The organism is Nocardia sp. XZ_19_369 (assembly GCF_015355715.1).
Taxonomy (GTDB): domain Bacteria; phylum Actinomycetota; class Actinomycetes; order Mycobacteriales; family Mycobacteriaceae; genus Nocardia.
On record NZ_JACVED010000002.1, the window covers coordinates 529,143 to 551,091 of the forward strand.

11 protein-coding genes are annotated in these 21,949 nt (G+C 68.9%); 8 read left to right on the forward strand and 3 right to left on the reverse strand.

Annotated features, from left to right (window positions below; genetic code table 11):
- Window positions 1-5: 5 nt before the first annotated feature.
- Window positions 6-1,334: a cytochrome P450 gene (locus IBX18_RS08455; protein ID WP_194833175.1), complete on the reverse strand. Its 1,329-nt coding sequence runs from the start codon at window positions 1,332-1,334 to the stop codon at window positions 6-8.
- A 252-nt stretch (window positions 1,335-1,586) separates the two neighbouring features.
- Between IBX18_RS08455 and IBX18_RS08460 the strand changes: the two genes are divergently transcribed.
- From IBX18_RS08460 to IBX18_RS08470, 3 genes are read left to right on the forward strand one after another with little or no spacing between them, the layout of a single operon-like run.
- The gene (locus IBX18_RS08460) at window positions 1,587-11,657 is read left to right on the forward strand and encodes a type I polyketide synthase (RefSeq protein WP_194833176.1); all 10,071 of its coding nucleotides are present in this window, start codon (window positions 1,587-1,589) and stop codon (window positions 11,655-11,657) included.
- A complete protein-coding gene (locus IBX18_RS08465) occupies window positions 11,654-13,900 on the forward strand; it encodes a thioester reductase domain-containing protein (protein WP_306796196.1) in 2,247 nt (748 codons plus the stop codon). The genes IBX18_RS08460 and IBX18_RS08465 overlap by 4 nt, the downstream gene beginning before the upstream one ends.
- Window positions 13,897-14,961, forward strand: coding sequence for an alpha/beta hydrolase (locus IBX18_RS08470; protein ID WP_194833177.1), 1,065 nt, complete (start codon window positions 13,897-13,899; stop codon window positions 14,959-14,961). Before IBX18_RS08465 ends, IBX18_RS08470 begins: the two co-directional genes overlap by 4 nt.
- On the opposite strand, the gene IBX18_RS08475 is transcribed toward IBX18_RS08470, so the two are convergent.
- Window positions 14,944-15,945 (reverse strand): Gfo/Idh/MocA family protein, encoded by a 1,002-nt coding sequence (locus tag IBX18_RS08475; RefSeq protein WP_194833178.1) that lies wholly within the window; start codon window positions 15,943-15,945, stop codon window positions 14,944-14,946. The two genes, IBX18_RS08470 and IBX18_RS08475, sit on opposite strands and share 18 nt — an antisense overlap.
- A 98-nt stretch (window positions 15,946-16,043) precedes the next feature.
- On the opposite strand from IBX18_RS08475, the gene IBX18_RS08480 reads away from it, so the two are divergent.
- The 3 genes from IBX18_RS08480 to IBX18_RS08490 all read left to right on the forward strand — a co-directional run bounded on the left by IBX18_RS08480 (window position 16,044) and on the right by IBX18_RS08490 (window position 20,046).
- Window positions 16,044-17,333 (forward strand): glycosyltransferase, encoded by a 1,290-nt coding sequence (locus IBX18_RS08480; RefSeq protein WP_194833179.1) that lies wholly within the window; start codon window positions 16,044-16,046, stop codon window positions 17,331-17,333.
- A gap of 3 nt (window positions 17,334-17,336) precedes the next feature.
- Window positions 17,337-18,584 carry a glycosyltransferase gene (locus IBX18_RS08485; RefSeq protein WP_306796197.1) on the forward strand — a complete coding sequence of 416 codons (1,248 nt, stop codon included), beginning with the start codon at window positions 17,337-17,339 and terminating at the stop codon, window positions 18,582-18,584.
- A gap of 676 nt (window positions 18,585-19,260) precedes the next feature.
- Window positions 19,261-20,046: a hypothetical protein gene (locus IBX18_RS08490; RefSeq protein ID WP_194833180.1), complete on the forward strand. Its 786-nt coding sequence runs from the start codon at window positions 19,261-19,263 to the stop codon at window positions 20,044-20,046.
- 2 nt (window positions 20,047-20,048) lie between these two features.
- On the opposite strand, the gene IBX18_RS08495 is transcribed toward IBX18_RS08490, so the two are convergent.
- Window positions 20,049-20,501 carry a MarR family winged helix-turn-helix transcriptional regulator gene (locus tag IBX18_RS08495; protein WP_194833181.1) on the reverse strand — a complete coding sequence of 151 codons (453 nt, stop codon included), beginning with the start codon at window positions 20,499-20,501 and terminating at the stop codon, window positions 20,049-20,051.
- A 97-nt stretch (window positions 20,502-20,598) separates the two neighbouring features.
- Here IBX18_RS08495 and IBX18_RS08500 point away from each other — a divergent pair, with 97 nt between their 5' ends.
- Window positions 20,599-21,357 carry a class III extradiol ring-cleavage dioxygenase gene (locus IBX18_RS08500; RefSeq protein WP_194833705.1) on the forward strand — a complete coding sequence of 253 codons (759 nt, stop codon included), beginning with the start codon at window positions 20,599-20,601 and terminating at the stop codon, window positions 21,355-21,357.
- 31 nt (window positions 21,358-21,388) lie between these two features.
- The gene (locus IBX18_RS08505; RefSeq protein ID WP_194833182.1) at window positions 21,389-21,949 is read left to right on the forward strand and encodes a DoxX family protein; all 561 of its coding nucleotides are present in this window, start codon (window positions 21,389-21,391) and stop codon (window positions 21,947-21,949) included.

Below are 21,949 nucleotides of genomic sequence, written 5' to 3' on the forward strand. Positions count from 1 at the left end.
CAGGATCAGCGGGGCAGCAACGTGATTCGGGCGTTGTGCACCGGGCTCAGGCCGGTGTGATAACGGCGCGGCGGTTCGATCGGGCCGGGAGCCGGTGCGATGCGCCGGTTCTCGAGGACGACGCGGAAGAGGATGCGCGCCTCGGCGAGGGCGAACTGGGCGCCGAGGCAGCGGTGCGGGCCCGCCCCGAAGGTGAGCCAGGTGTGGCCGCTGGGTCGCTCGTCGAGGAAGCGTTCGGGACGGAAGTCCATCGGATCCTGGTAGTGCCGCGGTGATTCGTGGATCAGCAGGATCGGGACGATGACGATGGCGCCCTTGGGGATGTGCACCCCGTTGATCACGGTGTCGCGCAACGCCCGTCGGCCGGTGAACGGCGACACCGGGCGCAGCCGCATCGTTTCGGCGACCACGGCGTCGAGGTAGGCGTCGAGGCGGGCGCTGTCGCCCGCGTCGATGGCGGCGTCCAGTTCGGCCATGGCTGCGGGGTGGCCGGCCAGCATGGCGGCGATCCAGCCGAGGGTGATCGCGGTGGTCTCGTAGGCGCCGAGCAGGATACCGCGCATGTTGCGGGCCAGCGCGGCGTCGTCGTGCTGGTCCAGTTCGGTGCCGACATAGCGGGACAGCACGTCTTTTCGGGAGCTCGCGTCGCCGGGCGTGGCGCGCCGGGCCGCGATCTCCTCGATGATGACGGCGTCGACCTCCGCCTGGCGGCGCCGCAGCGGCGGGTAGGGCAGCGTGTAACCGCCGACCAGCGGGGTGATCAGGGTGACCGCGAGGAACCCACGGCTTTCGATCTCGCCGAACCACGCCTTCACCGCGCGCTCGAGCCGGCCTCGGCGGACCGGCGCGACATCACCGAAGACGACTCCGAGCAGCACTCCGATAGCCAGGTCGTAACCCGCTGTCAGGAACTCGAACTCCTCGCCGACCGGCCACTTGGGCAGCTCGCGTTCGACCACCTCGACCATGAGTTCTTCGTAGGACCGCAGCGCCTTGCTCTGGAACGGCGGCGCGAACAGCTTGCGTTCGCGGCGGTGCTCGTCGCCGTCGAGGAAGATCAGGGTCTGCTTGCCGAACATCTGGTCGTGGCTGGAGAACCGGCTCAGCACCTGGCCGATCGAGAAGTCGTCGTGGTTGGTGAACAGGTCGCGCACGTCGTCCATGGCGTAGGTGACCAGCATGGTGGGAAAGCCGGGCGGCGAGATGACGAACCGCTCGCCGAGCTCCAGCAGCGGGGACTCGTGGGTGCCTGGCCGCATCAGTCCGCCGATCTGCCCGAGGTGGCGATTGCGGAGGCGGGGCAGATCGCGCAGCGATACGGAGGTCTGTGGCACTGAGCCATCCTGACCGGTGGTCCGGCTGCGCGCAAACCCGAAATCGACGCGGCGGCAACGGTGCCCGTGACGTTGCTGCCCCTATTTTTCGGGGCTCCGACCAGCGCGTTGTTGATCTTGTGGAGGTCGGAGACCGGCGTACCGGCAGCTATATTGTGGCACTGACAGTCACAACGCACCGTGTGCCACTCCTCGTAGATCAGGGGACCAGGACCGGCCGGATTCAGGCTCCACCGTTAGAGGAAGTAGCTCGTGCACAACACTTTCGTCGACACCCTGTTCGCCCAGGTCGAGAAGCGGCCGACCGATGTGGTGTACCGGTTCCTGGACAGCGGTGACGTCGACGGTGTCGTCCGCGAGATCTCGTACGCGGACCTGGGTACGCGCGCTCGGGCGATCGCGGCCGCTCTGCAAGAGGGGCTACCGCAGCGGGCATTGCTGCTGTACCCGGCTGGCCCGGAGTTTGCCGAAGCGTTCTTCGGCTGCCTCGCAGCGGGTGTGGTCGCGGTGCCCGCGCCGCTGCCGGAGTGGGAGAACCGTTCGCTGCGGCGGCTGCGCCGGATGGTCGCGCACGCCGAGGTCGAGGTGGTGCTCGCGCCGCGGCGGGTCGTCGCGGATGCAGCGGCGCTGTGCGCGGAGATTCCCGAGCTGGCGGGTGTGCGGTGGGTGGCCACCGATGAGATCGCCGATGATCAAGCAGCACAGTGGCGCGAGCCGGAACTGGGCGCGGAGTCGGTCGCGTTCATTCAGTACACCTCCGGCTCGACCAGCGCGCCGCGCGGCGTCCTGCTCACCCACGAGAACCTGCTGCACAACCAGCGTGCGCTCGTCGCGGGGCTGGGCCACGATCGCGTGCTGGCGGACGGCTGGGACGGCGCGCTTTTCGCCAGCTGGCTGCCGATGTACCACGACATGGGCCTCATCGCGCCGCTGCTGCACACGGTGTATCTCGGCGCCAACTCCGTGCTGATGTCGCCGCTGCATTTCTTGCAGCGGCCCGAGCGGTGGCTGCAAGCGATCAGTACCTATCGCGCGCACACCAGCGGTGGTCCGAACTTCGCTTATGAACTGTGCGTGCGCCGAATCGCGCCGGAGCAGATCGAGCGGCTCGATCTGAGTAGCTGGCGGGTAGCGTTCAACGGGTCCGAGCCGGTGCGCCCTGTGACGGTGCGACGGTTCACCGAAACTTTCGGCCGGGCAGGATTCCGCGCCGAATCCCATCAGCCGGTCTACGGTTTGGCCGAGGCCACGCTGATGGTGACCGCGCCGTCCACCACGTCGCCACCGACGTTCCACGAGGTGACGGGCGATCGCGCCCGGGGTACCGAATTGGTCGGCGTCGGGCCCGCCGCTGCAGGCATGTCGATCGCGATCGTCGATCCCGAGCACGGCGTCGAGCGCGCCGACGGGGTCGAAGGCGAGATCTGGGTTGCCGGAAACAGTGTCGCCGCAGGGTATTTCCGGGACGAGCAGGCTACCGCCGAAGTGTTCGGCGCGACGCTGCCCGGTGACGATCGGCGCTACCTACGCACGGGGGATCTCGGGTTGCGTTCCGACGGTGAACTGTTCGTCACCGGCCGGCGCAAGGATCTGCTGATCATCGACGGCCGCAATCACTATCCGCAGGACCTCGAGGCGACCGTCGAGGCCGCGCATGACGCGGTGCGTGCGGGTTGTGTCGCCGCGTTCTCGGTAGATCTCGGGCTCGACGGTGAGCAGCCGGTCGTGGTGGCTGAAGTGCGCGGCGAGGACCTGGTCGAACTCGAGGGCGCCGTACGCGCCGCGGTGGCGACCGAGCACGGGCTCAATCTCGCGGCGGTGCTGCTGATTCGGCCGGGCACCATCTTCAAGACGAGCAGCGGGAAGATCCAGCGATCGGCGTGCCGGGCGGCGTATCTGTCCGGCGAGCTGCTCACGCTGCTGGCAGGTGCGGTGCGCTCGCCCGAGGACGAACTGGACGACTACGACCCGGAGGCGGTGGCCGAGGAGCCCGCCGCCGTGGCCGAGGATCAGCCGTCCGCCGAGTCGCTGCGCGCCTGGCTGGTGACCGCGATCGCGCGGCACGCGGACCTGGATCCGGAACGCATCGACATCCATCGACCGCTGGTCGAATTCGGTCTGGGCTCGGCCGATTTGGTGGAGCTCGTGGTCGATCTGTCCGATTTCGTCGGGCGCTTTCTCGACACCAATCTGTTCTTCGATCACCCCACCATCGACGGGGTGGCCACGGTACTGGCCTCGATCACGGCGACCGAGCCCGGTACGTCCGAACCCGCTGCCGACACGGTCGACGTCACGGCAGACGACACCGACGACGCCGACGACGACGCGATCGCGATCCTGTCGATGTCCTGCCGGTTCCCGGGCGGCGCGGATTCCCCGGAGGCGTTGTGGCGACTGCTGGACGGTAAGGGCGATGCGATCACCGACATGCCCGCCGGCCGCTGGGACATCGACGGACTGTACGACCCGGACACCTCCGCGCCCGGCAAGGCGTACACCTTCCGCGGCGGTTACGTCGACGGCATCGATCGTTTCGACGCAGCCTTCTTCGGGATCGGCCCGCGCGAGGCCACCGTGATGGATCCGCAGCAGCGGATGATGTTGCAGCTCAGCTGGGAAGCGATCGAACGGTCCGGGCGCGATCCGCGCAGCTTGCACGGCAGCGCGACCGGTGTCTACCTCGGTGTGTACAGCACCGGCTATCTGGCCGACCCCGCCCCGGAACAGCTGAACGGTCAAGTGGGCACCGGTCTTTCGCCGAGTGTCGCGTCCGGCCGGATCTCCTACACCCTCGGACTGCACGGGCCCGCGGTCACTTTGGACACCGCGTGTTCCTCGTCGATCGTCGCAACGCACCTGGCGATGCAGGCGCTACGCGCGGGCGAGTGCGATCTCGCGTTGGCCGGTGGCGCGACGCTGCTGATGTCACCGACCGCCCACATCGAACTGTGCCGCTTGGGCGTGCTGTCGCCGACCGGTCGCAGCGCACCGTTCTCCGCGGCCGCCGACGGAACAGTGTGGGCGGAGGGCGCAGGTCTGTTGCTGCTGAAGCGGCTCGGTGACGCACGCCGCGACGGCGACCGGGTACTCGCGGTCATTCGTGGTTCGGCCGTCAATCAGGACGGCCGCAGCCAAGGGCTCAGCGCGCCCAACGGCGCTGCGCAGGAACAGGTGCTGCGCTCGGCGCTGCGGGTGTCGGGTCTTGCGCCGCACGAGATCGACTATGTCGAGGCGCACGGGACCGGTACCGCGCTCGGTGATCCGATCGAGGCACGGGCGCTGGCCCGGGTGTTCGGACCGGGTCGTGATCCGGAGCGCCCGCTCGGGCTCGGATCGCTGAAATCCAATGTGGGACATACGCAGGCGGCGGCCGGCGTCGGCAGCATCATCAAACTGGTGCTCGCGCTACAACATGAACGCATTCCCGCGACATTGAACGCGAGTGTGCCTTCACCGCAGGTGGATTGGGCGAATAGCGGGTTGGCGGTGCAGGCCGAACCGATGCCGTGGCGACGAGGCGACCGGCCGCGTCGCGCCGGGGTGAGTGCCTTCGGGCTCAGCGGTACGAACGCGCATCTGATCCTGGAGGAAGCTCCCGTCGCGCCCGCGCCGGCCGCTGCGCCGGACAGTCGTGGTGTTGTGTTGCTGCCGATCTCGGCGCGCAGTCAGGCCTCGTTGCAGGGCCAGGCCGAGCGGCTGCTGGACCTTGTCGTCGCCGATCCGCGGCTGGAGCCGGGACCGGTCGCGCGCGCACTCGCGTTGCAGCGCACCCAGTTCGAGCGGCGTGCGGTGGCGGTGGCCGCCGATCGGGACGAGATGATCGGCGCGCTGCGCGATCTGGCGGCGGGGCGGTCGTCGGCGAACGCCGTCCTGGGCGCCGGTGCGGTGCTCACCAACGCGAAAACCGCGTTCATCTTCCCGGGTCAGGGCGCACAGTGGGTCGGCATGGCCCGTGACCTGCTGGCCGACTCCGCGGCGTTCCGGGCCGAATTCGAGCAGTGTGACAAGGCGTTCGGCGCGTACACCGGCTGGTCGCTGGTCGACAAGCTGACCACCATGACCGCGGCGGACCTCATCGATTTTCCGGTCGTGCAGCCGCTGCTGTTCGCGACCATGGCCGCGCTGGCGGCGAGCTGGCGCGCGGTCGGGGTGACCCCGGACGCGGTGATCGGCCACAGTCAGGGCGAGATCGCCGCCGCCTACTGTGCCGGGGTTCTCGAACTGAGCGATGCCGCACGGATTGTCCTCACGCGCAGTCGCCTGATGCAGGCCATCGCCGAACCCGGCGCGATGGCGATGATCGGCCTGCCTGAGGCCGAGGTCGCCCCGCGGCTCGCGGCCTTCGACGGCCGGGTGTCCATCGCGGCGGTGAATGTGCGGCGCTCGACCATCGTGGCGGGTGAGCAGGCCGCGGTCGAGGCGCTGCTCGCCGAGTTCGACCAGGCGGGAACCTACACGCGACTCGGTGCCTCCGGCCCCGGCTTCGCTGGGCACTGCCGGTTGATCGAATCCATCCGCGATCCGTTCGCCGCCGAGTTGGCCGGTATGACGGCGGATGTGCCAGCGACGCAATGGTATTCGACAGTGACGGGTGAGCCCGTGACGGGCTCGCCGATCGGACCTGATTACTGGTACCGGAACGCACGGGAGACCGTGCGATTCGCGGCAACGATCGAGCGCATGATCGCCGACGGGTACCGCTACTTCGTCGAACTGGGTGTGCACCCGTCGCTGGCCGCGGCCGTGCAGACGGTGTCGGAGGAGATATCCCGCGAGGTGGTGTCCGTCGGCTCACTGGTCCGGGACCAGGATGGGCCGACCTGCCTGGCAAGGGCGCAGGCCGCGCTGTACGTCGGGGGCCATGAACTGGACTGGACCAGGCTGGTTCCCGAGCACGGCCGGGTCGAGCTGCCCACCTACGCCTTCGATGAGCGGCGGTTCTGGACCGAGGGAGCCAACCGCGACACCACGTCGCTCGGGCTCGCCGATGCCGCCCACCCGGTGCTTGGTGCCGTTGTGCCCCAGCCTGATTCGGGTGGCGTCAGCCTGACCGGCCGGTTGTCGCGGCAGCAGCAGCCGTGGGTGACCGATCACGCCGGGCCGAACGCGGTGCTGCTGCCCGGTGCCGCTTTGGTCGAACTGGCCGTCCGTGCGGGCGACGAGGCGGACGCTCCGGTGCTGCGTGAGCTGGTACTGCGGGCGCCGCTGCTGGTGCCCGAGCGTGGCGCCGTGCAGATCCAGACGGTGGTCGGCGGTGCCGATGCCGAGGAACGTCGCACGGTACGCATCTACGCGCGCGACGACAACGATTCGGATGCGCAGTGGCTGCTGCACGCCGATGGCATCCTCGGCGCAGAACGGGCTGCGCCCCAAGCGGATTCGTCTGCGTGGCCGCCCGTGGACGCGGTGCGCGTCGACGTCGAAGCCTTGTATGCCGAGCTGTTCGCGCGCGGCCACCAATACGGTCCACTGTTCCGGGCCATGCGGGCGGCGTGGCGGCGCGACGACGAGATCTTCGTCGAGGTCGAGCTGGCCGAAGCCGCGCACGGCGACGCCGCGAAGTTCGGTATCCATCCCGCCCTGCTGGACGCCGCGTTGCACGCCACCGCCCTGTTCGCGGCCGACGGCGCGCACGCCATGCTGCCGTTCGTGTGGACCGACGTGGCGCTGTGGGCCACCGGTGCCACCGCGTTGCGCGTGCGGCTGACGCGCTCGGCACCCGACACCGTCACCATGGTCGCGACCGACCGGACCGGACGGCCGGTGGTGTCGGTGGGTTCGGTGCTATTGCGGCCGGTCGCCGCTGCGCAGTGGGACGCGGCGTCGGTCGCTCCCGCGTTCCGTCGCATGTTCCGGATGGAGTGGTCGGAGCGCGCGCTGCCCGTGCCGGACCGGACGCTCACCGTGGGTGACTGGGGTTCGGCCGCTTCGGAAACCGTCGACGCGCTCATTGTGCCGGTGCCCGAAGGGGATTCGCCGCGTCAGGTGCACGACATCGCTCAGCAGACGTTGGCGACGCTGCAAACGATCCTGGGCGACAGCCGTTTCGAGCAGGCAACGCTGGTCGTGCGCACGCGCGGTGCGGTGGCCCGGTCCACTGCGGACAGCCCGAATCCGGCCGGTGCGGTCGTGTGGGGACTGGTGCGCTCGGCGCAGTCGGAGAATCCGGGCCGGATCGTGCTGATCGATTCGACCGATCCCGAGGTCGACATCCCCGCCCTGCTCGCCACTGGCGAACAGCAATTGGCCGTGCGCGGCGGCATGGCATTCGTACCGCGACTGGCGCGGCTGCCCGAGAACGCGGCCCGAGCGGCTGACCGGGTGTTCCTCGGGGACGGTGCTGTACTCATCACCGGTGCGCCAGGGCGGCTCGGTTCGGCGCTGGCCCGGCACCTGGCCGACACGTATGGCGTGCGAGACCTGGTGCTCGTCAGCCGCCGCGGCATCGACGGACCCGGTGGCGCCGAGTTGCGCGACGACCTGGAAAGTCGCGGGGTGCGTGCGCGATTCGCCCGTTGCGACATCGCCGACCGCGCGGCGCTGGCCGAGCTGCTCGACGGTCTGCCGCTGGCCGGCGTGATCCACGCGGCCTGCGTCCTCGACGACAGCACCTTCGCCGCGTTGACCCCGGCACAGCTCGACGCCGCACTGCGCCCGAAAGTCGATGCGGCACATTATCTGCACGAGCTGACGGCGGACCGGGAGCTGTCGCTGTTCGTGCTGTTCTCCGCGGCGGGCGGACTGTTCGGCACACCCGGACAGGCCAACTACGCCGCCGCCAACGCCTACCTCGACGCGCTGGCGCTGCGCCGCCGGGCACTCGGGCTGCCCGCGCAGTCGCTGGCCTGGGGCGCGTGGGAAGTCGATATGCACGACCACATGTCGCAGGCCGACATCCGGCGGATCACCCGCGCGGGCATCCGTGCGTTCTCGGTGCCGGAGGGCATGGCGTGCTTCGACGCCGCACTGCGCCTCGATGATCCGATGCTGGTGCCGCTGCTGCTCGATACCGACGTGCTGCGCCGCGGGCCGGCCATCCCACCGCTGCTGCGCGGATTGGTCCGACGAGCGCCGCGTCGCGCCGTGGCCGACCATGCGACCGTGGACGTAGCGGCGGGAACGCGCTTCGCCGAACAGCTTCGGGGCGTCTCGCGGGCGGAGGCCGTCACCATGGCGATGGCCGCGATGGCGGAGTGGACGGGCCAGGTGCTCGGTCATTCCGGCAGCGAGACGGTCGCGGCCGAGGAGTCCTTCCAGAGCCTGGGTCTCGACTCGCTGATGGCGGTCGAACTGCGCAACAAGGTGCGCGAGCACACCGGCGTCACGGTGCCGCTCGGCGCGATGCTCGCGGAGCAGAATCTCACCGAGCTGGCCGAGTATCTCGTCGGAGAAGTGTTGCGCCAGAACGCTTCCGGCGGTGCCGGCACTGCGACCGTCGAGGTGCCCGACGTCGAAACGCTGCCGGTGACCAGGGACATGATGCGGCTGCTGCGGACCGAACAGCTCGGTATCCCGAGCGCCGCGCAGACCGGCGGTGTCGCCGTGCGGGTGGCCGCCCGGGTCACCCGGGCACAGCTGGAACAGGCGCTCGTCCGCCTGGCCCGCCGACATGCCGCGCTGCGCACCACCATTGCGCCGAGCGAGGAGCACGGAAGGCAGCTGGAGATCCGCCGCGAGCCCGGCGGCCTGGGCGGGTGGCGCGACCTCGATCGCCTCGATGACGCAGTGGTCCAAGAGCATTTCCGTGCGCTGATGGCGCGGCCGTTCGACCTGACCACCGGCCCGCTGTGGCGCTTCGAGCTGCTCAACGCCGAATCCGCCGATCAGGTAGTGCTTTTCGGCGCGCACCACAGCATGAGCGATGTGCAGTCGATGCTGCTCGTCGCGGGGGAGCTGGCCGCGGAGCTGTCCGGTGCAGAACTCGACGACACGGTGACCAACCGGGATATGCATCAGCTGCTCGCCGCTCAGCCGAGCAAGCGTACGGGCGACGACGCTGCGGTCACTCGGTGGCGCACGGCGTTCGCCGGGGCGCGCAGGCTCGAGTTGACCTTGGCGCAGCCACGGCCCGCCCAGCGCAGCTACGGTGCCGGATCGGTCGCGTTGGACATGCCCGCCGGCCTGCACGATCGGGTCGCTGACCGCGCCCGCGATCTCGGCATCACGCCCGCAGCGGTCTTCCTCGGCGCGCTGACCATGCTGCTGTCCCGTCGGCAGCAGGTCGACCGGTTCGCCCTCGCGGTCCCGGTGGACACCCGCATGCACGCCGACGCGACCGACGCCGTCGGGTACTTCGGTGTGCCAGTGCCGTTCCCTGCGGCGGTTTCGGCAGGTGACCTGGTCACCGATGTGCTGCGCCGTACGGGTGAGCGGCTGCGGACGCTGCTCGCGCCCGGCGCGGGCTTCGCCGACGTGCTCGCCGCACTCGCCACCGAGGGCCTGTACCGGGAGAACGCGCCGCTGATCGAGGTGTACTTCAACTACCTGCGCGCGAATTCCGCGGTCGCGCCGGTCGAGGTCGTTCCGGTCAGTACCGGCTACTCCGATCTCGACCTGATGGTCGCGGTGCTGCCGGACACCGGCCAGGTGTGGTTCACCTACAACAGCGACATCATCGACGCGCGCACCTGCACCGACTTCGGGACGGAATACCTGGCGACGGTCGCAGCGGCAGTCGCTGACCCTGGCGCGCCCGCACGGCCGGAAACCGTTGCGCAGCAATCGGAGTCAGGTGTACGTGCGGCTCTGGCCGCAACCTTCACGCTGGGCAGACTGCCCGAGCTGATGGTGGCGGCGTCGTCGGACAGCACGGCGATCACCGTTGCGGAAGCGCCTTATCACCACGTCCTGTCCTGTCTGCGCGACCCGTCGGGCGTGTTCGCGCAGCCCTCCACGGCGCTCGGCATCGTGCTGCTGCGGGCCACGGACCTGGAACGCTTCGGCTCGGTGTCCGACGAACTGCTCACCGAACTCGCCGCCGAGTATCCAGCGGCCGTGCGCGAGGTAGCCGAAGGCACCCGCAGGCCGCTCATCGTCGGCCTCCTGCCGTCGGCGCGCCCGGCGGAACGCTTACTCGCCTGGGAGCGGCTCGTCGCCGAACGCCTGAGTGATGTTCCCGGCGTCGCGGTGCTGGAGTCGACCGCGTGGACACGGCACCATCCGGTGGACCAGCCCTTCGACGACCGGACCGAGATCCTCGCCCATCTGCCCTTCACGCCGGAGTTCCAGGCGGCGGTGGCGCTCACCCTCGTCGCGACCGTCGGCGCGGTGACCGAGCCGGCCCCGAAGGTGATCGCGGTGGACGGCGACGACACGTTGTGGAGCGGGACGGCGGGCGAAATCGGCGCCGCTGCCGTGGCTTTCGAGGCACCGCGCCGTGCGCTGGCCCGACGGCTCGCGCAGTGGCGCGCGGCAGGAACGCTGCTGGTGCTGGTCAGCAACAATGACGACGATGTCGTCCAGGCCATCCTGGACCGGCCCGACAGTCCGTTGCGCCCTGCGGATTTCGCGGCCGTCTCCACCGGCTGGGACGGCAAGCCCGAGCGGTTGGCGGAGGTCGCGCGCACGCTGGGGCTCGGCCTGGACAGCTTCTGCTACCTCGACGACAACCCGGTCGAGGTGGCGCGGATGCGTGCGCAGTTGCCCGAGGTGCTCTCGGTAACCTGCCCGCCCGCCGACGAGGTTTCCGACTTCCTGGCCCGGCTGTGGCCGATGGTGCCGATCGCGGCGACGGCGGAAGACCGCACCCGCGCCGACTTCTATCGGCAGGAGCAGCAGCGCGACAGTGCCCGCGCCACAGCGGAATTCGCGGAGTTCCTCGCGCAATTGAACCTCGAGGTCGAGGTCGAGCCGCTGACCGACGCCACGCTAGAGCGCGCACGCCAGTTGGTGCGACGGACCACGCAGTTCACCCTGTCCGCCGTCACCGTCGACGATCTGGACCGGTGGCGCGCTGAGGGCGAGGTGTGGACGGCGACGGCGCGGGACCGCTTCGGCGAGTACGGCCTGATCTCGGTGCTCGCCCTCCGGGTGGACGCGGACCGCCTGGTGCTCAGCGGGTGGCAGCTCAGCTGCCGTGCCCTCGGGCGCGGCGTCGAGGAACGACTGCTCGGCTGGACGGCGGACCGGGCCGAAGCTCTCGGCTGCACGACGGTGCAGATCTCGGTCGAGCACACCGAGCGCAACGAACCGGCTCGGCGCTTGATCGGGCGGCTCGGCGGTAGCGCCGACGAACAGCGACTGGACGTTTCGGTGACGCCGGATCGCCTGCGCGAGTTCCGGTCCTGGGCGACGACCAACGATGCGGAGGTGACCCGGTGACCGGTCCGGACGAGCGGACTTCGGTGCGCAACTCGGCGGTCGACCGCCGCCGTCGCGGTGAATCGCTCGAACGGGGCACCGCCGCAATGGATGTGGCCGCTCTGCTGGCTCGTACCGGCACCGCACCGGTGGTCGAGCCACCACGCCCGTCGGCGATAACCAGCGCGCGGCAGTGGGATGCCGAGACGCTTGCGGCGGCGATCACCGCCGTAGCGAATCGGTACACCGAGATGCCGATCGACGCCGACACCGACTTCTTCGACGCGGGCGGCACCTCCCTCGCCGCGGTGGAACTCGTTGCGGCACTGGCCCGGGAGCTCGATATTTACCCGGATCTCGACACCGTCTTCTTCGACGCGCGTCCGCGCAGACTGGCCAACCGCTGGCTGGCCGACCATCCCGAGTCCGCCGGTCCGCGCACGGACGAGCAGCCCGACACCGACGACCTCGCGCAACTCTTCGCCGACCTCGCGGGCGCCGACCGGCTACCGCTGGTCGCGGCACCGGAGCGGGTCGCGCCGCGCCGCATCCTGCTGACCGGGGTCACCGGGTTTCTCGGCAGCCACCTGCTGCTGGATCTACTGCGGCACAGCGAAGCACACGTGGTGTGCCTGATCCGGGCCGACGACGATGCCGCCGCGGCGCAACGGTTGGAGCACGCCCTGCGACGGTTCGCACTGCCGTGGTCGCGGGAGGTACTCCGGCGCGTGACGCCGCTGGCGGGCGACCTGCGCAGGCCCCGGCTCGGCCTGTCTGATGAACGGTGGGAAACCCTTGCCGCCGAAGTCGATTCGATCGTCAACGCAGGCGCCGCGGTGGACTTCCTGCGCGGCTACCCGTCACTGCGCCGGACCAATGTGCTCGGCCCGCTGACCCTGGCCGAGCTGGCCTGCACCGGTCGCCCGAAACCGTTGCACCACATCTCCTCCCTGGCGGTGTTCAACGGGGCCGACGCGGCCACGCTGAGCGAGGACGAGCCGACCGCCAATGTCGCCGCGTTGCCCATCGGCTACGACCGATCCAAGTGGGCCGCCGAGGCCGTGCTGCGCCGGGCGGGCGAACACGGGCTGGTGGTGACGATCCTGCGCCCCGGTGGTATCGGCAGCCATCCGGAGACGGGCGCGCACAACCCGCGTGATCTCAACTCCGGAATCACCGCCGCCCTCATGCGTTTTCGCACCGTGCCGGGCTTCCGATACCTCAATGCCGCCCCGGTGGATTGGGTGAGCCGGGTAGCCGCGGCGATTGTCGGCACGCCGAGCGCATGGGGCCACACCTATCACCTCACCGGACCGCCCACCTCGCTCGAACAGGTGGTCGCCGAAACCACGCTGGGCGGCTTGGGTATTCGCGTGCAGCACTGGGAGCAGTGGTGCACGGACGTGGTACAGGCGATCGAGGACGGCCCGGTGCCGGAACTGGCATCGCTGGCGCAGGTGCTGCAAAGCCCGGTGGCCCGCACGCAGCTCGCGGCCATGGTGACCGCGCCGCCCGCATCGGCCGCCCGCACCGACGCTTTCGTGGCGGCCAACGGCCTGCCTGCGCCCGTCGTCCCCGGCCCGGCGGCCCGCGCGAAGATGCTCGCGGCCATGACCGGCCTCGGTCCGCAGCCGGGCGAGGATCCCTATCTGCGGTTCCACGAAACACTCACCGGGGCAGTCGGTCCGGTCGGTGCCGCCGCCGACCTACCCTGCGACCTCCGGTTGACGTTGTCCGTGGCGAGCAGCGCCCAGGCGTTCAGTGCGCGAACGCTGGACGTGAGCGGCGAGCTCAGCTGCGCTCAACTGCACGAGGAGCCGCTCACGGTCGAGGGCACCGCGAAGGTCCGTCCACACGACGGCACTCCACTGCGGCACGAGGTGCGGCACCCGATCATGCATTACCAACTGACACTGCGTGATTCGTCCGGCGGCACCTGGTGGCTGGAGGGGTACAAGTTCGCCGCGGCGCGCCGCCGCCTGGTCCGCCAGCTCGGTATCCAGGTGATCGAGATCGGCCGCACGGGGGAGCCCACGTCGTACACCGGTGAGGTGGCCGTCCCGATGCACACCTACCTGCCCGATCAGATCGACGGCATCGAGATCGATCCACGACTGTCCGAACGGCAGCAGCGACTGGCGAAACTGTTGTGGCTCAGCTGGTTCGGTAGTCAGCTCGGTAAGAGCCTGCTGGAGCCGGTTCTCCGCGTCGGCATCGATCTACTGGATCTGCGCCGCGCCATGCGTAAGGAGCACCGCCGATGACCCGATCAGCCGAACTCGTCGGCGGCGAGGTCATCTCGTTCCGCACCGACGACGGTGTCGACCTCGAACTGCGCCGCGTCGGTCCCGCCGACGGGCCCGCGGTGCTGCTGGTGCACGGGCACGGGGTGTCGTCGGAGATGTTCGCACTGCCCGAGATCCGCAATGTCACCGACGTGCTGGCCGACGCCGGCTACCAGTCGTGGCTACTGGATTGGCGCGGCAGCAGCCGCCTGCCGCACAACGCCTCCGGACGTCCCTACACCTTCGACGATGTCGCGCTCTACGACCTTCCGGCGACGGTCGCGCAGATCCGAGCGGAGATCGGCGACCGCCCGCTGTTCGTCGTCGCGCACTGCATCGGCGCGCTGGCCTTGTCGCTGAGCATGACCGGCGGGCTGCTGCCCGGCTTGGCGGGCGTGGTCGCGCAAGGCGTGTTCCTGACCCCGAAGGTGAGTACCTCGGCGCGGGTGCGGGTGCTGCTCGGCAGCGAGCTGCTCGGCACCCGCGTCAGCCATATCGAATCCGACTTCCGCAAGGTCGGGCTGTGGAACCGGCGCACCCTGCTCTATGCCGCGCTGTCCCGCAAGGGCGACTGCCCCGATCCGACCTGCCGCATGGTGCACCACGGCTGGGGGATGGGCGCCAAGCTCTTCGAGCACGACCACCTCGACGCGCGCACGCACGACCGGATCGCCGACCTGTTCGGCCCGATACCGCTGTCGGTGCTGCCGCATCTGCGGCAGATGGAGCTGGCGCACGCGGTAGTTCGGTGGAACGTTGATGACGAGCGCTACGCCGCGCTGCCGGAGAACGCGCTCGATCGAGCCGATCGGATCGACTGCCCGGTGCTGTTGCTGGCGGGCAGCCGCAACGAAGCCTGGCTCGACTCCAACAAGCTGTGCTACGAGGTACTTTCGGCGCGCAATCCCGGAGTCGACGTGCGCTACACCGAGATTCCCTCCTACGGGCACCTCGACACGTTCATCGGCCGTGGCGCGGCGCTGGACGTGTTCGGGCACATCGTCGATTTCCTCGACGAGACGTCAGCTCGGCTGGCGTAGTGGCAGGCCGGCGGCTTGATAGATGGCATCGATGACGGTCATGGTCGCGACGGCATCGCCGGGTCCGGTGGCGATCGGCTCGCCGCGCAGGACCGCGGCGACGAAGGCGTCGAGTTGATAATCGTAGGAGGGCCGACGCCCGAAGCGCCGCAGCCGCCTGCCGTCCACCGAGCGGACCGACAGCACGTGCCCGAGCTGCGGCAGGATCGGATTGAGCAACCGCATCCGGCCTTGTTCGCCGACAACGGTGGCGCTGGCGCTGAGCACGTCCGCCGACCACATCGAGCAGCGGATCCGGCCGGTGTGGCCGGACGGGAAGCGCAACTCGGCGGTCATCGCGCGATCGATGTCGGGTCCGCGCACCTTCGCCTGCGCGGCAACCACTTCCGGGTTCTCGCCGCCGAGTACGCGGGCCAGGTGCACCGGGTAACAGCCCGCGTCCATCAGGGCGCCGCCCGCCAGGCGGTAGTCGTAGCGGATGTCCGAGGACTTCGACAACGGGAAGGAGAAGGCCGCTTCCACGCGCACGAGTTTGCCCAATTCGCCGGAGGCGATGATCTTTTCGGCGCCGGTGATCAGCGGGTGGTAGCGGTTGTGGAAGGCCTCCATCACCACGACGCCGGAATCGCTTGCCAGCGCCTCGATCTCGCGCGCCTCCGCGGCATTGGCGGTGAACGGCTTCTCGCACAGCACATGTTTGCCGGCCGCTATCGCGGCGCGGGTCCAGCGTCCGTGCAGCCCGTTGGGCAGCGGGATGTAGACCGCATCGAGATCCGGCGCGTCGACGAGCGCCTGATAACTGTCGTAGATCTGTGCGATGCCGTGCTTACTCGCGAATTCCTCGGCCCGCGACCGATCCCTCGCGGCGATCGCCGACACCACGACCTCCGGGTTCCGCCCGGCCGGTGCGATCAGGGCGGCAGGCGCGATGGCGGCCGCGCCGAGGATCCCGATCCGGAGTCCGGGGCGCGTGTCTTCGGTCATGCGCAGACATTAACATCGGCACCGCACCGCAGCCGGGCTGCGCCGACTCCCGCCGATCCCGACCATGTACGCCCAGATCACGAACGAAAGTCGAGAGTATGCGTATCGCGTTGTTGACCGCGGGAACCCGGGGCGACCATCAGCCGTATCTCGCCCTGGCCGACGAATTCCGTTCGCGCGGACACCAGGTGGAGATCACCGCCACCGAGAACTACGCGGAGGTGGTGCGGCGCTCCGGCTTCGAGCCGCATGTCATCCCGTTCAACTCCGCGGAGCTACTGGAGTCACCCGCCGCCAAACGCGGACTGTCCTCCGGTAACCCGCTGCCGTTCCTCCAGATCATGCGGGACACGGTCAAGATCATGGCGGGGGAGCGCGGTGAGCGGATGCACGAGGTGCTGTGCGGCGCATGCGAATCGGCCGAGGTGATCGTGTCGTGTGCCTCGACGCTGCCGTGGGCGATGGAGCGGGCGGAGAAGACCGGGCAGATGGTGATCGGCGGGCTGCCGTATCCGCTGGAACGCACGGCGGAGTTTCCGTCTTCGTTCACGGTCAAGCGCATGGTGAGCTCGCGGCGCGTGCGGTTGGCCAGCTACACGGCCTTCGAACTCGCGTACGGCCTGGCGTATCGCAAGATGGATCGGCGGGTGCGCGAACTGATGGGGTTGCCGGGCAAGCCGCAGAATCCGTTCCGCCGCATCCGTGCCGAGGGTATTCCGTTGGTGCACATGGTGAGTCCTGTGCTGCTGCCGAAGCCGAGCGACTGGCCGGACCGCGCGACCGTCGTCGGCGCGCCGATCCTGCCGTCACACATGCGCGCCGCCTGGGGCGAGGCGGCGGTCGATCCGGAGCTCACCGAGTGGCTCGACGAGGGCGAGCCGCCCGTCTACTTCTGCATGACCGGGATGCCGATCCTCGATCCCGTCGGCAGCTGCGACCTGATCGACGCCGTGTGCCGCAGGCTGGGGGTTCGGGCCCTGGTGACGGTGAAGGGCGACGGCTTCCCCCGTGGCATCGGGTACGACCGCAGGCTGTTCGTGCTGGACTCGTTCGACTACGACCGCATCCTGCCGCGCTGCCGTGCCGTCGTCCATCACGGTGGCAGCGGCAATACCCACGACGTGCTGCGCGCCGGGCTGCCCGCGGTGGTGATCGGCGTGCACAGCGACCAGTTCTTCTACGGCTGGCGGATCTCGGCGCTCGGCATCGGGGCGGACTTCCCGTATCCGTCGCTGACCGAGGATCGGTTGCACGACGCGCTGGTTCGGACGTTGACGCCCGAGGCGGCCGAACGCGCTGCGGAACTCGGCCGCGTGGTGTCGGCCGAGAACGGCATTCGTGCCGCGGCGGACGCGGTGGAAAAACTCGCCGTCGCGACATCGGCCTGACCTGTGGGCGATTCCCTGCACGTAGCGATCTTCACCGACTTCCACCCGGCCACGCTCGGCGGCGTGCAGACCGCCATGCGGTCGCTGTGCGACGGACTGCGCGGCCTCGGTCACCGCGTGACCGTATTCTGCGCTCCCGCACCGGGTTCGGTGCCGCCCGAGGCCGACACCGTTGTGCTTCAAGCCGTGCCGTTCTCGATGTCGAACGGGTTGCCGCTGGTGCTGCCGACCCGCGCCAACCGCCGCGCGATCGATGCCGCGTTCGCCGAGCGCGGGCCGATCGATGTGGTGCACGCGCTGACCACCTACGGCTGCGGGATCCTGGGCGCACGCGCCGCCCGCAGACACGGCATCCCGGTCGTGCAGACCATGCAGAGCCGTGACGACACGGTGATCGAAAAGTATGCCCCCGCACCGTATCTGGCGGCGCTGACGATGCGGTGGCTGCACGGAGCCTTCGTGCGGTCACGCAAGCCACCGGCCTATCCCGGAGACGGCCGCATCGCCCGGCTCGCGTGGCGTCCACTGATCGCGCAAGCCCAGGCGGCCGACCGGGTAACCGTGCCGACCCACCACTTCGCCCGCCGCCTGGCCGCCCGCGGCGTGGACCGGCCGATTCACGTGGTGTCCAACGGGATCGATGACGCCCTGCTCGACCGCATCCGCAGCGTGGGCACCCCGCCGCCGAACCCGGACGCACCACTGCGTGCCCTGTGGTGCGGCCGCCTGTCCATGGAGAAGCGCCCACTCGAAGCAATCGAGGTGGTCCGCCGGGTCGACGAATGCACCCTCGACATCTACGGCAGCGGCCCCCTCGCCGACGGCGCCCGCACCGCGATCACCGCAGCCGACCTCGACCACCGCGTCCACCTACACGGCGAAGTCGATCAAGCCGATTGCCTCACGGCGATGCGCACCCACGACGTGCTCCTACTCACCTCCGACTGCGACACCCAGGGCATGGTCCTGCTGGAGGCCGTAGCAATGGGCCTGCCGATCATCTACTGCGACCCCGAACTCTCCGAAACCATCCCCGCCGCAGGCGGACTCCGAGCCCCCGACCCCTCGGTACCCGCAATCGCCACCATCCTGCAATCCCTCGCCCGAGACCGAACCCAACTGGACACAATGCGCCAGGCCCTCACCCCCCACGCCGACGAACCCCGCCAATCCCGCCACCTCGCCGACATTCTCGCGGTCTACACCGAAGCACTGGATACACCTGACCGACCCGCACGCAACCGGATCTGACCGACAAGACGAGGACTGCCGAGCTGTAGTTCTCCCCGCTAATGCCCGTCTGTGAAAAGACCGATCAACCAGGCTGTGACCGTTCGCCCCAGGCCTGCGCAGAAGCCACCCACTGCGACGCGAATCAGTGCTGTGCGCGCGGTGTTTTGTTCTTTGTCGTTACTCATAGCGTGTGTTCCCTTCCTGCCACCCCGTCGGTGTCGTCAACCAACTGTGCGGGCTGCAAAAAGTGGCTGATCGATCCCTGTCATCCCCTTCCGCAAGTTGACATTTCGCCATCGGGCCCGCGTGGCGGACAATGAAACCTGACAGCACTTGACGTAACTTGACGCGATTGGCAGAACCGATGGTCGGTGTACCGATGCCCGATGAGACGCGCCTGCCCCCAGGACCGCATCGCGACCTCGTCGCTGCTGTACATGCGCTGTACTCGGCGGCGGGAAAGCCTTCCTTTCGGCTGATCAGCGAATGGATCCGAACTCGCGACGACCTACCCGGCACGCTCAGTCATGAAGCCGTCGCCGCTGTGCTCAACGGCCGAAGCGTTCCACGGTGGGGCAACCTGGAATCGCTGGTGCGCGTACTCGTAGTGCATCGACGGGTCGGGGAGTCCGATGCGGCGGCGGCGCTCGCGGGCATACACGCGCTGTGGGACAAAGCCACCAACAGCCTGACAGTGTCGGCAGCGACGACGAGCGCTGAGACTTCCGAGGAAACGCCCGATCACACCCGAACCGAGATTCCCGAATCGGTTTCGCCGCCTCCGGTAGCGAATAACGCGACGCTCGCGGACATTCGCGCCGAAATACAGGCCGAGCAGACACGTGCGTATGAGGCGAAGCTGGATATCTATCGACGGATCGCGAACGACCCATCCCGAGATGCCCTACTCGATGCCCTGAAGCAGGCGACCGAGGATCAGCTCATCAGCAGGCGAGGCATTCGGATACGAGTCTGGGAAACAAACCTCTATTTCCGGTTCGTCATATCGGCTGCCGTAGCGGACATCCTCGGCGTTCGGCTCGAAAGGACTGACGGGGAACTGGTCTCGACCCATGTATGGACACCCGGTGAAACCCCCGGCCAGTTCTATGGCGGACTGGTCCTGGCTGTCCGCACAGCTGGCGCAGACTTGGGCGTAGGACTGAACGATCCCACCGAATCTGTCGAGCGGCTCAGCGAATTGCTCATCGACATCTCGCGGCTGCGATCGCAAGAACTGCTCGGTTATCGCCGCACGATGCTCAGGATCGTGCAGAAAGAGGGGGTCGGCGACGAAGACGCCTGGTACCTCACCGAGAAAGCTCTCATTCCCGCCCAGTCTCCCGACTACGAAATCGAATACGACCGACTGGATGAGCTCGATTGGGCGGAGCACCTGCGCGGAAAGGGCTGGTACGGCGCAGAGCACGCTATCCACCTGGCCCGGTTGATGCACGCCCAGCTCCAACGCGACGTCTGACGTCAGCTGAGCCTGCGGGCGACCTCGCCGAGTCCATCGGCGAGGGCTTTGCGCTGCGCGGGGGTCAGGACGTCGATCAGTAGTTCGCGGACCAGTGCGACGTGGCCGGGGGCGGCGGCTTCGAGTTTGCGGCGGCCGGCTGGGGTGAGGGTAGCGACGATGCCGCGGGGGTCGTCGGGGGAGGGGGTGCGGCGGACGAAGCCTGCCTTGGCGAGTTGGTCGATCTGGTAGGTGAGGCCGCTCTTGGAGGTGAAGAGGGCTGCGGAGAGTTCGGTCATTCGCAGCTGGTGGCCGGGGGCCTGGGACAGTCGGACGAGCACCTCGTACTGGGTGTGCGACAGGTGCGCGTCGTCCTTGAGTTGCTGTTCGATCCGTCGGTTCAGCAGCGCCGTGGCGGCGAGGAACGCCGTCCAAGCCCGCATTTCTTCGTCGTCGAGCCAGCGCGGCTCCGCCATCGCCCACCTCTCATGGTTGTTCAAATTCGAACAATAATCTACCATCGGCCTGGAAGTTCAAATTTGAACTACCTGGAAGGATGGCGAGACGATGCGGATGCCGGTGCTCTACCTGTCGCACGGTGCGCCGCCGCTGGCCGACGACCCGATCTGGCCGGGCCAGCTGGCCGCGTGGTCGGCGGAGCTGCCGAAACCCGAAGCGGTGCTGATGATCTCGGCACACTGGGAAAACGCACCGCTGACCATCGGCGCGACCAGCTCGGTTCCGTTGATCTATGACTTCGGCGGCTTCCCACGCCACTACTACGAGGTGACCTACCCGGCGCCCGGCGCGCCCGAACTGGCCGCTGACGTGCGCAAACTCCTGCGCGGACCCGGCATGTCCGTGCACGACGCACCGGACCGAGGCCTCGACCACGGTGCCTATGTCCCCCTGGTCGAGATGTACCCGGCAGCCGACGTGCCGGTGCTGCAGATGTCGATGCCGACACTGGACCCGGCGGGCCTGCTGGCGATCGGCCGCAAACTCGCCCCGCTGCGCGATCAGGGCGTGCTGATCGTCGGCAGCGGCTTCTTCACACACAACCTGCGCGCACTGAGCCAGGACGGCTCGGTGCATCCGGTGATGACGGAGTTCGACGAATGGGGCAGGCGCGCGCTGGCCGCCGAGGATCTCGACGAGCTGCTCGACTTCGAACACAAGGCTCCCGCAGCGCAGTTGGCGCATCCACGCACCGAGCACTTTGCCCCGCTGTTCGTTTCGCTCGGCGCCGCGTCCGCCGAGCTGGGCACCCAGCGCAGCGTCATCGACGGCTTCTGGCGCGGTCTGGCCAAACGTTCACTCCAATTCGGCTGAACCCCCGTACCCCGACTGAAAGGCACCTCGAATGACTTCCACCGCAACAGTTTCGCCGTCCACCTCGACTGCTGACCTCGAGAGATCGTCGGGCTATGGCGCGACTCCGCACGCCTACGACGCCGGACTGCTCCTGCTGCGCATCGCGGTCGGGCTGACCATGGCCGCGCACGGCGCGCAGAAGCTGTTCGGCATGTTCGGCGGTGGCGGCCTGGACGGGACCGGAAAGTTCTTCGCCAGCAAGGGATATCCGGCCGGTGAGACGATGGCCTTGGTCGCGGGCGTGACCGAGACCTTCGGCGGTCTGGCGCTGGTGGTCGGCCTGCTCACCCCGCTCGCGGGCGCGGCCATCGTCGGCACCATGCTCAATGCCCTTGCGGTGAAGGGCACGGGAGCCTTCTTCGCCCCCAAGGGCATCGAGTACGAGCTGATCCTGGCCGCGGCCGCCGCCGCGCTGACCCTCACCGGTCCCGGTCGATACGCCGTCGACCGCTTCCTGCCCGTAGTGCGCTCGCACCGTTTGGTTTACGGCCTGGCCGCGATCGTCCTCGCGCTGCTGGCCGCCGGTGCCGTGCTGCTGGTGCGCAACTGA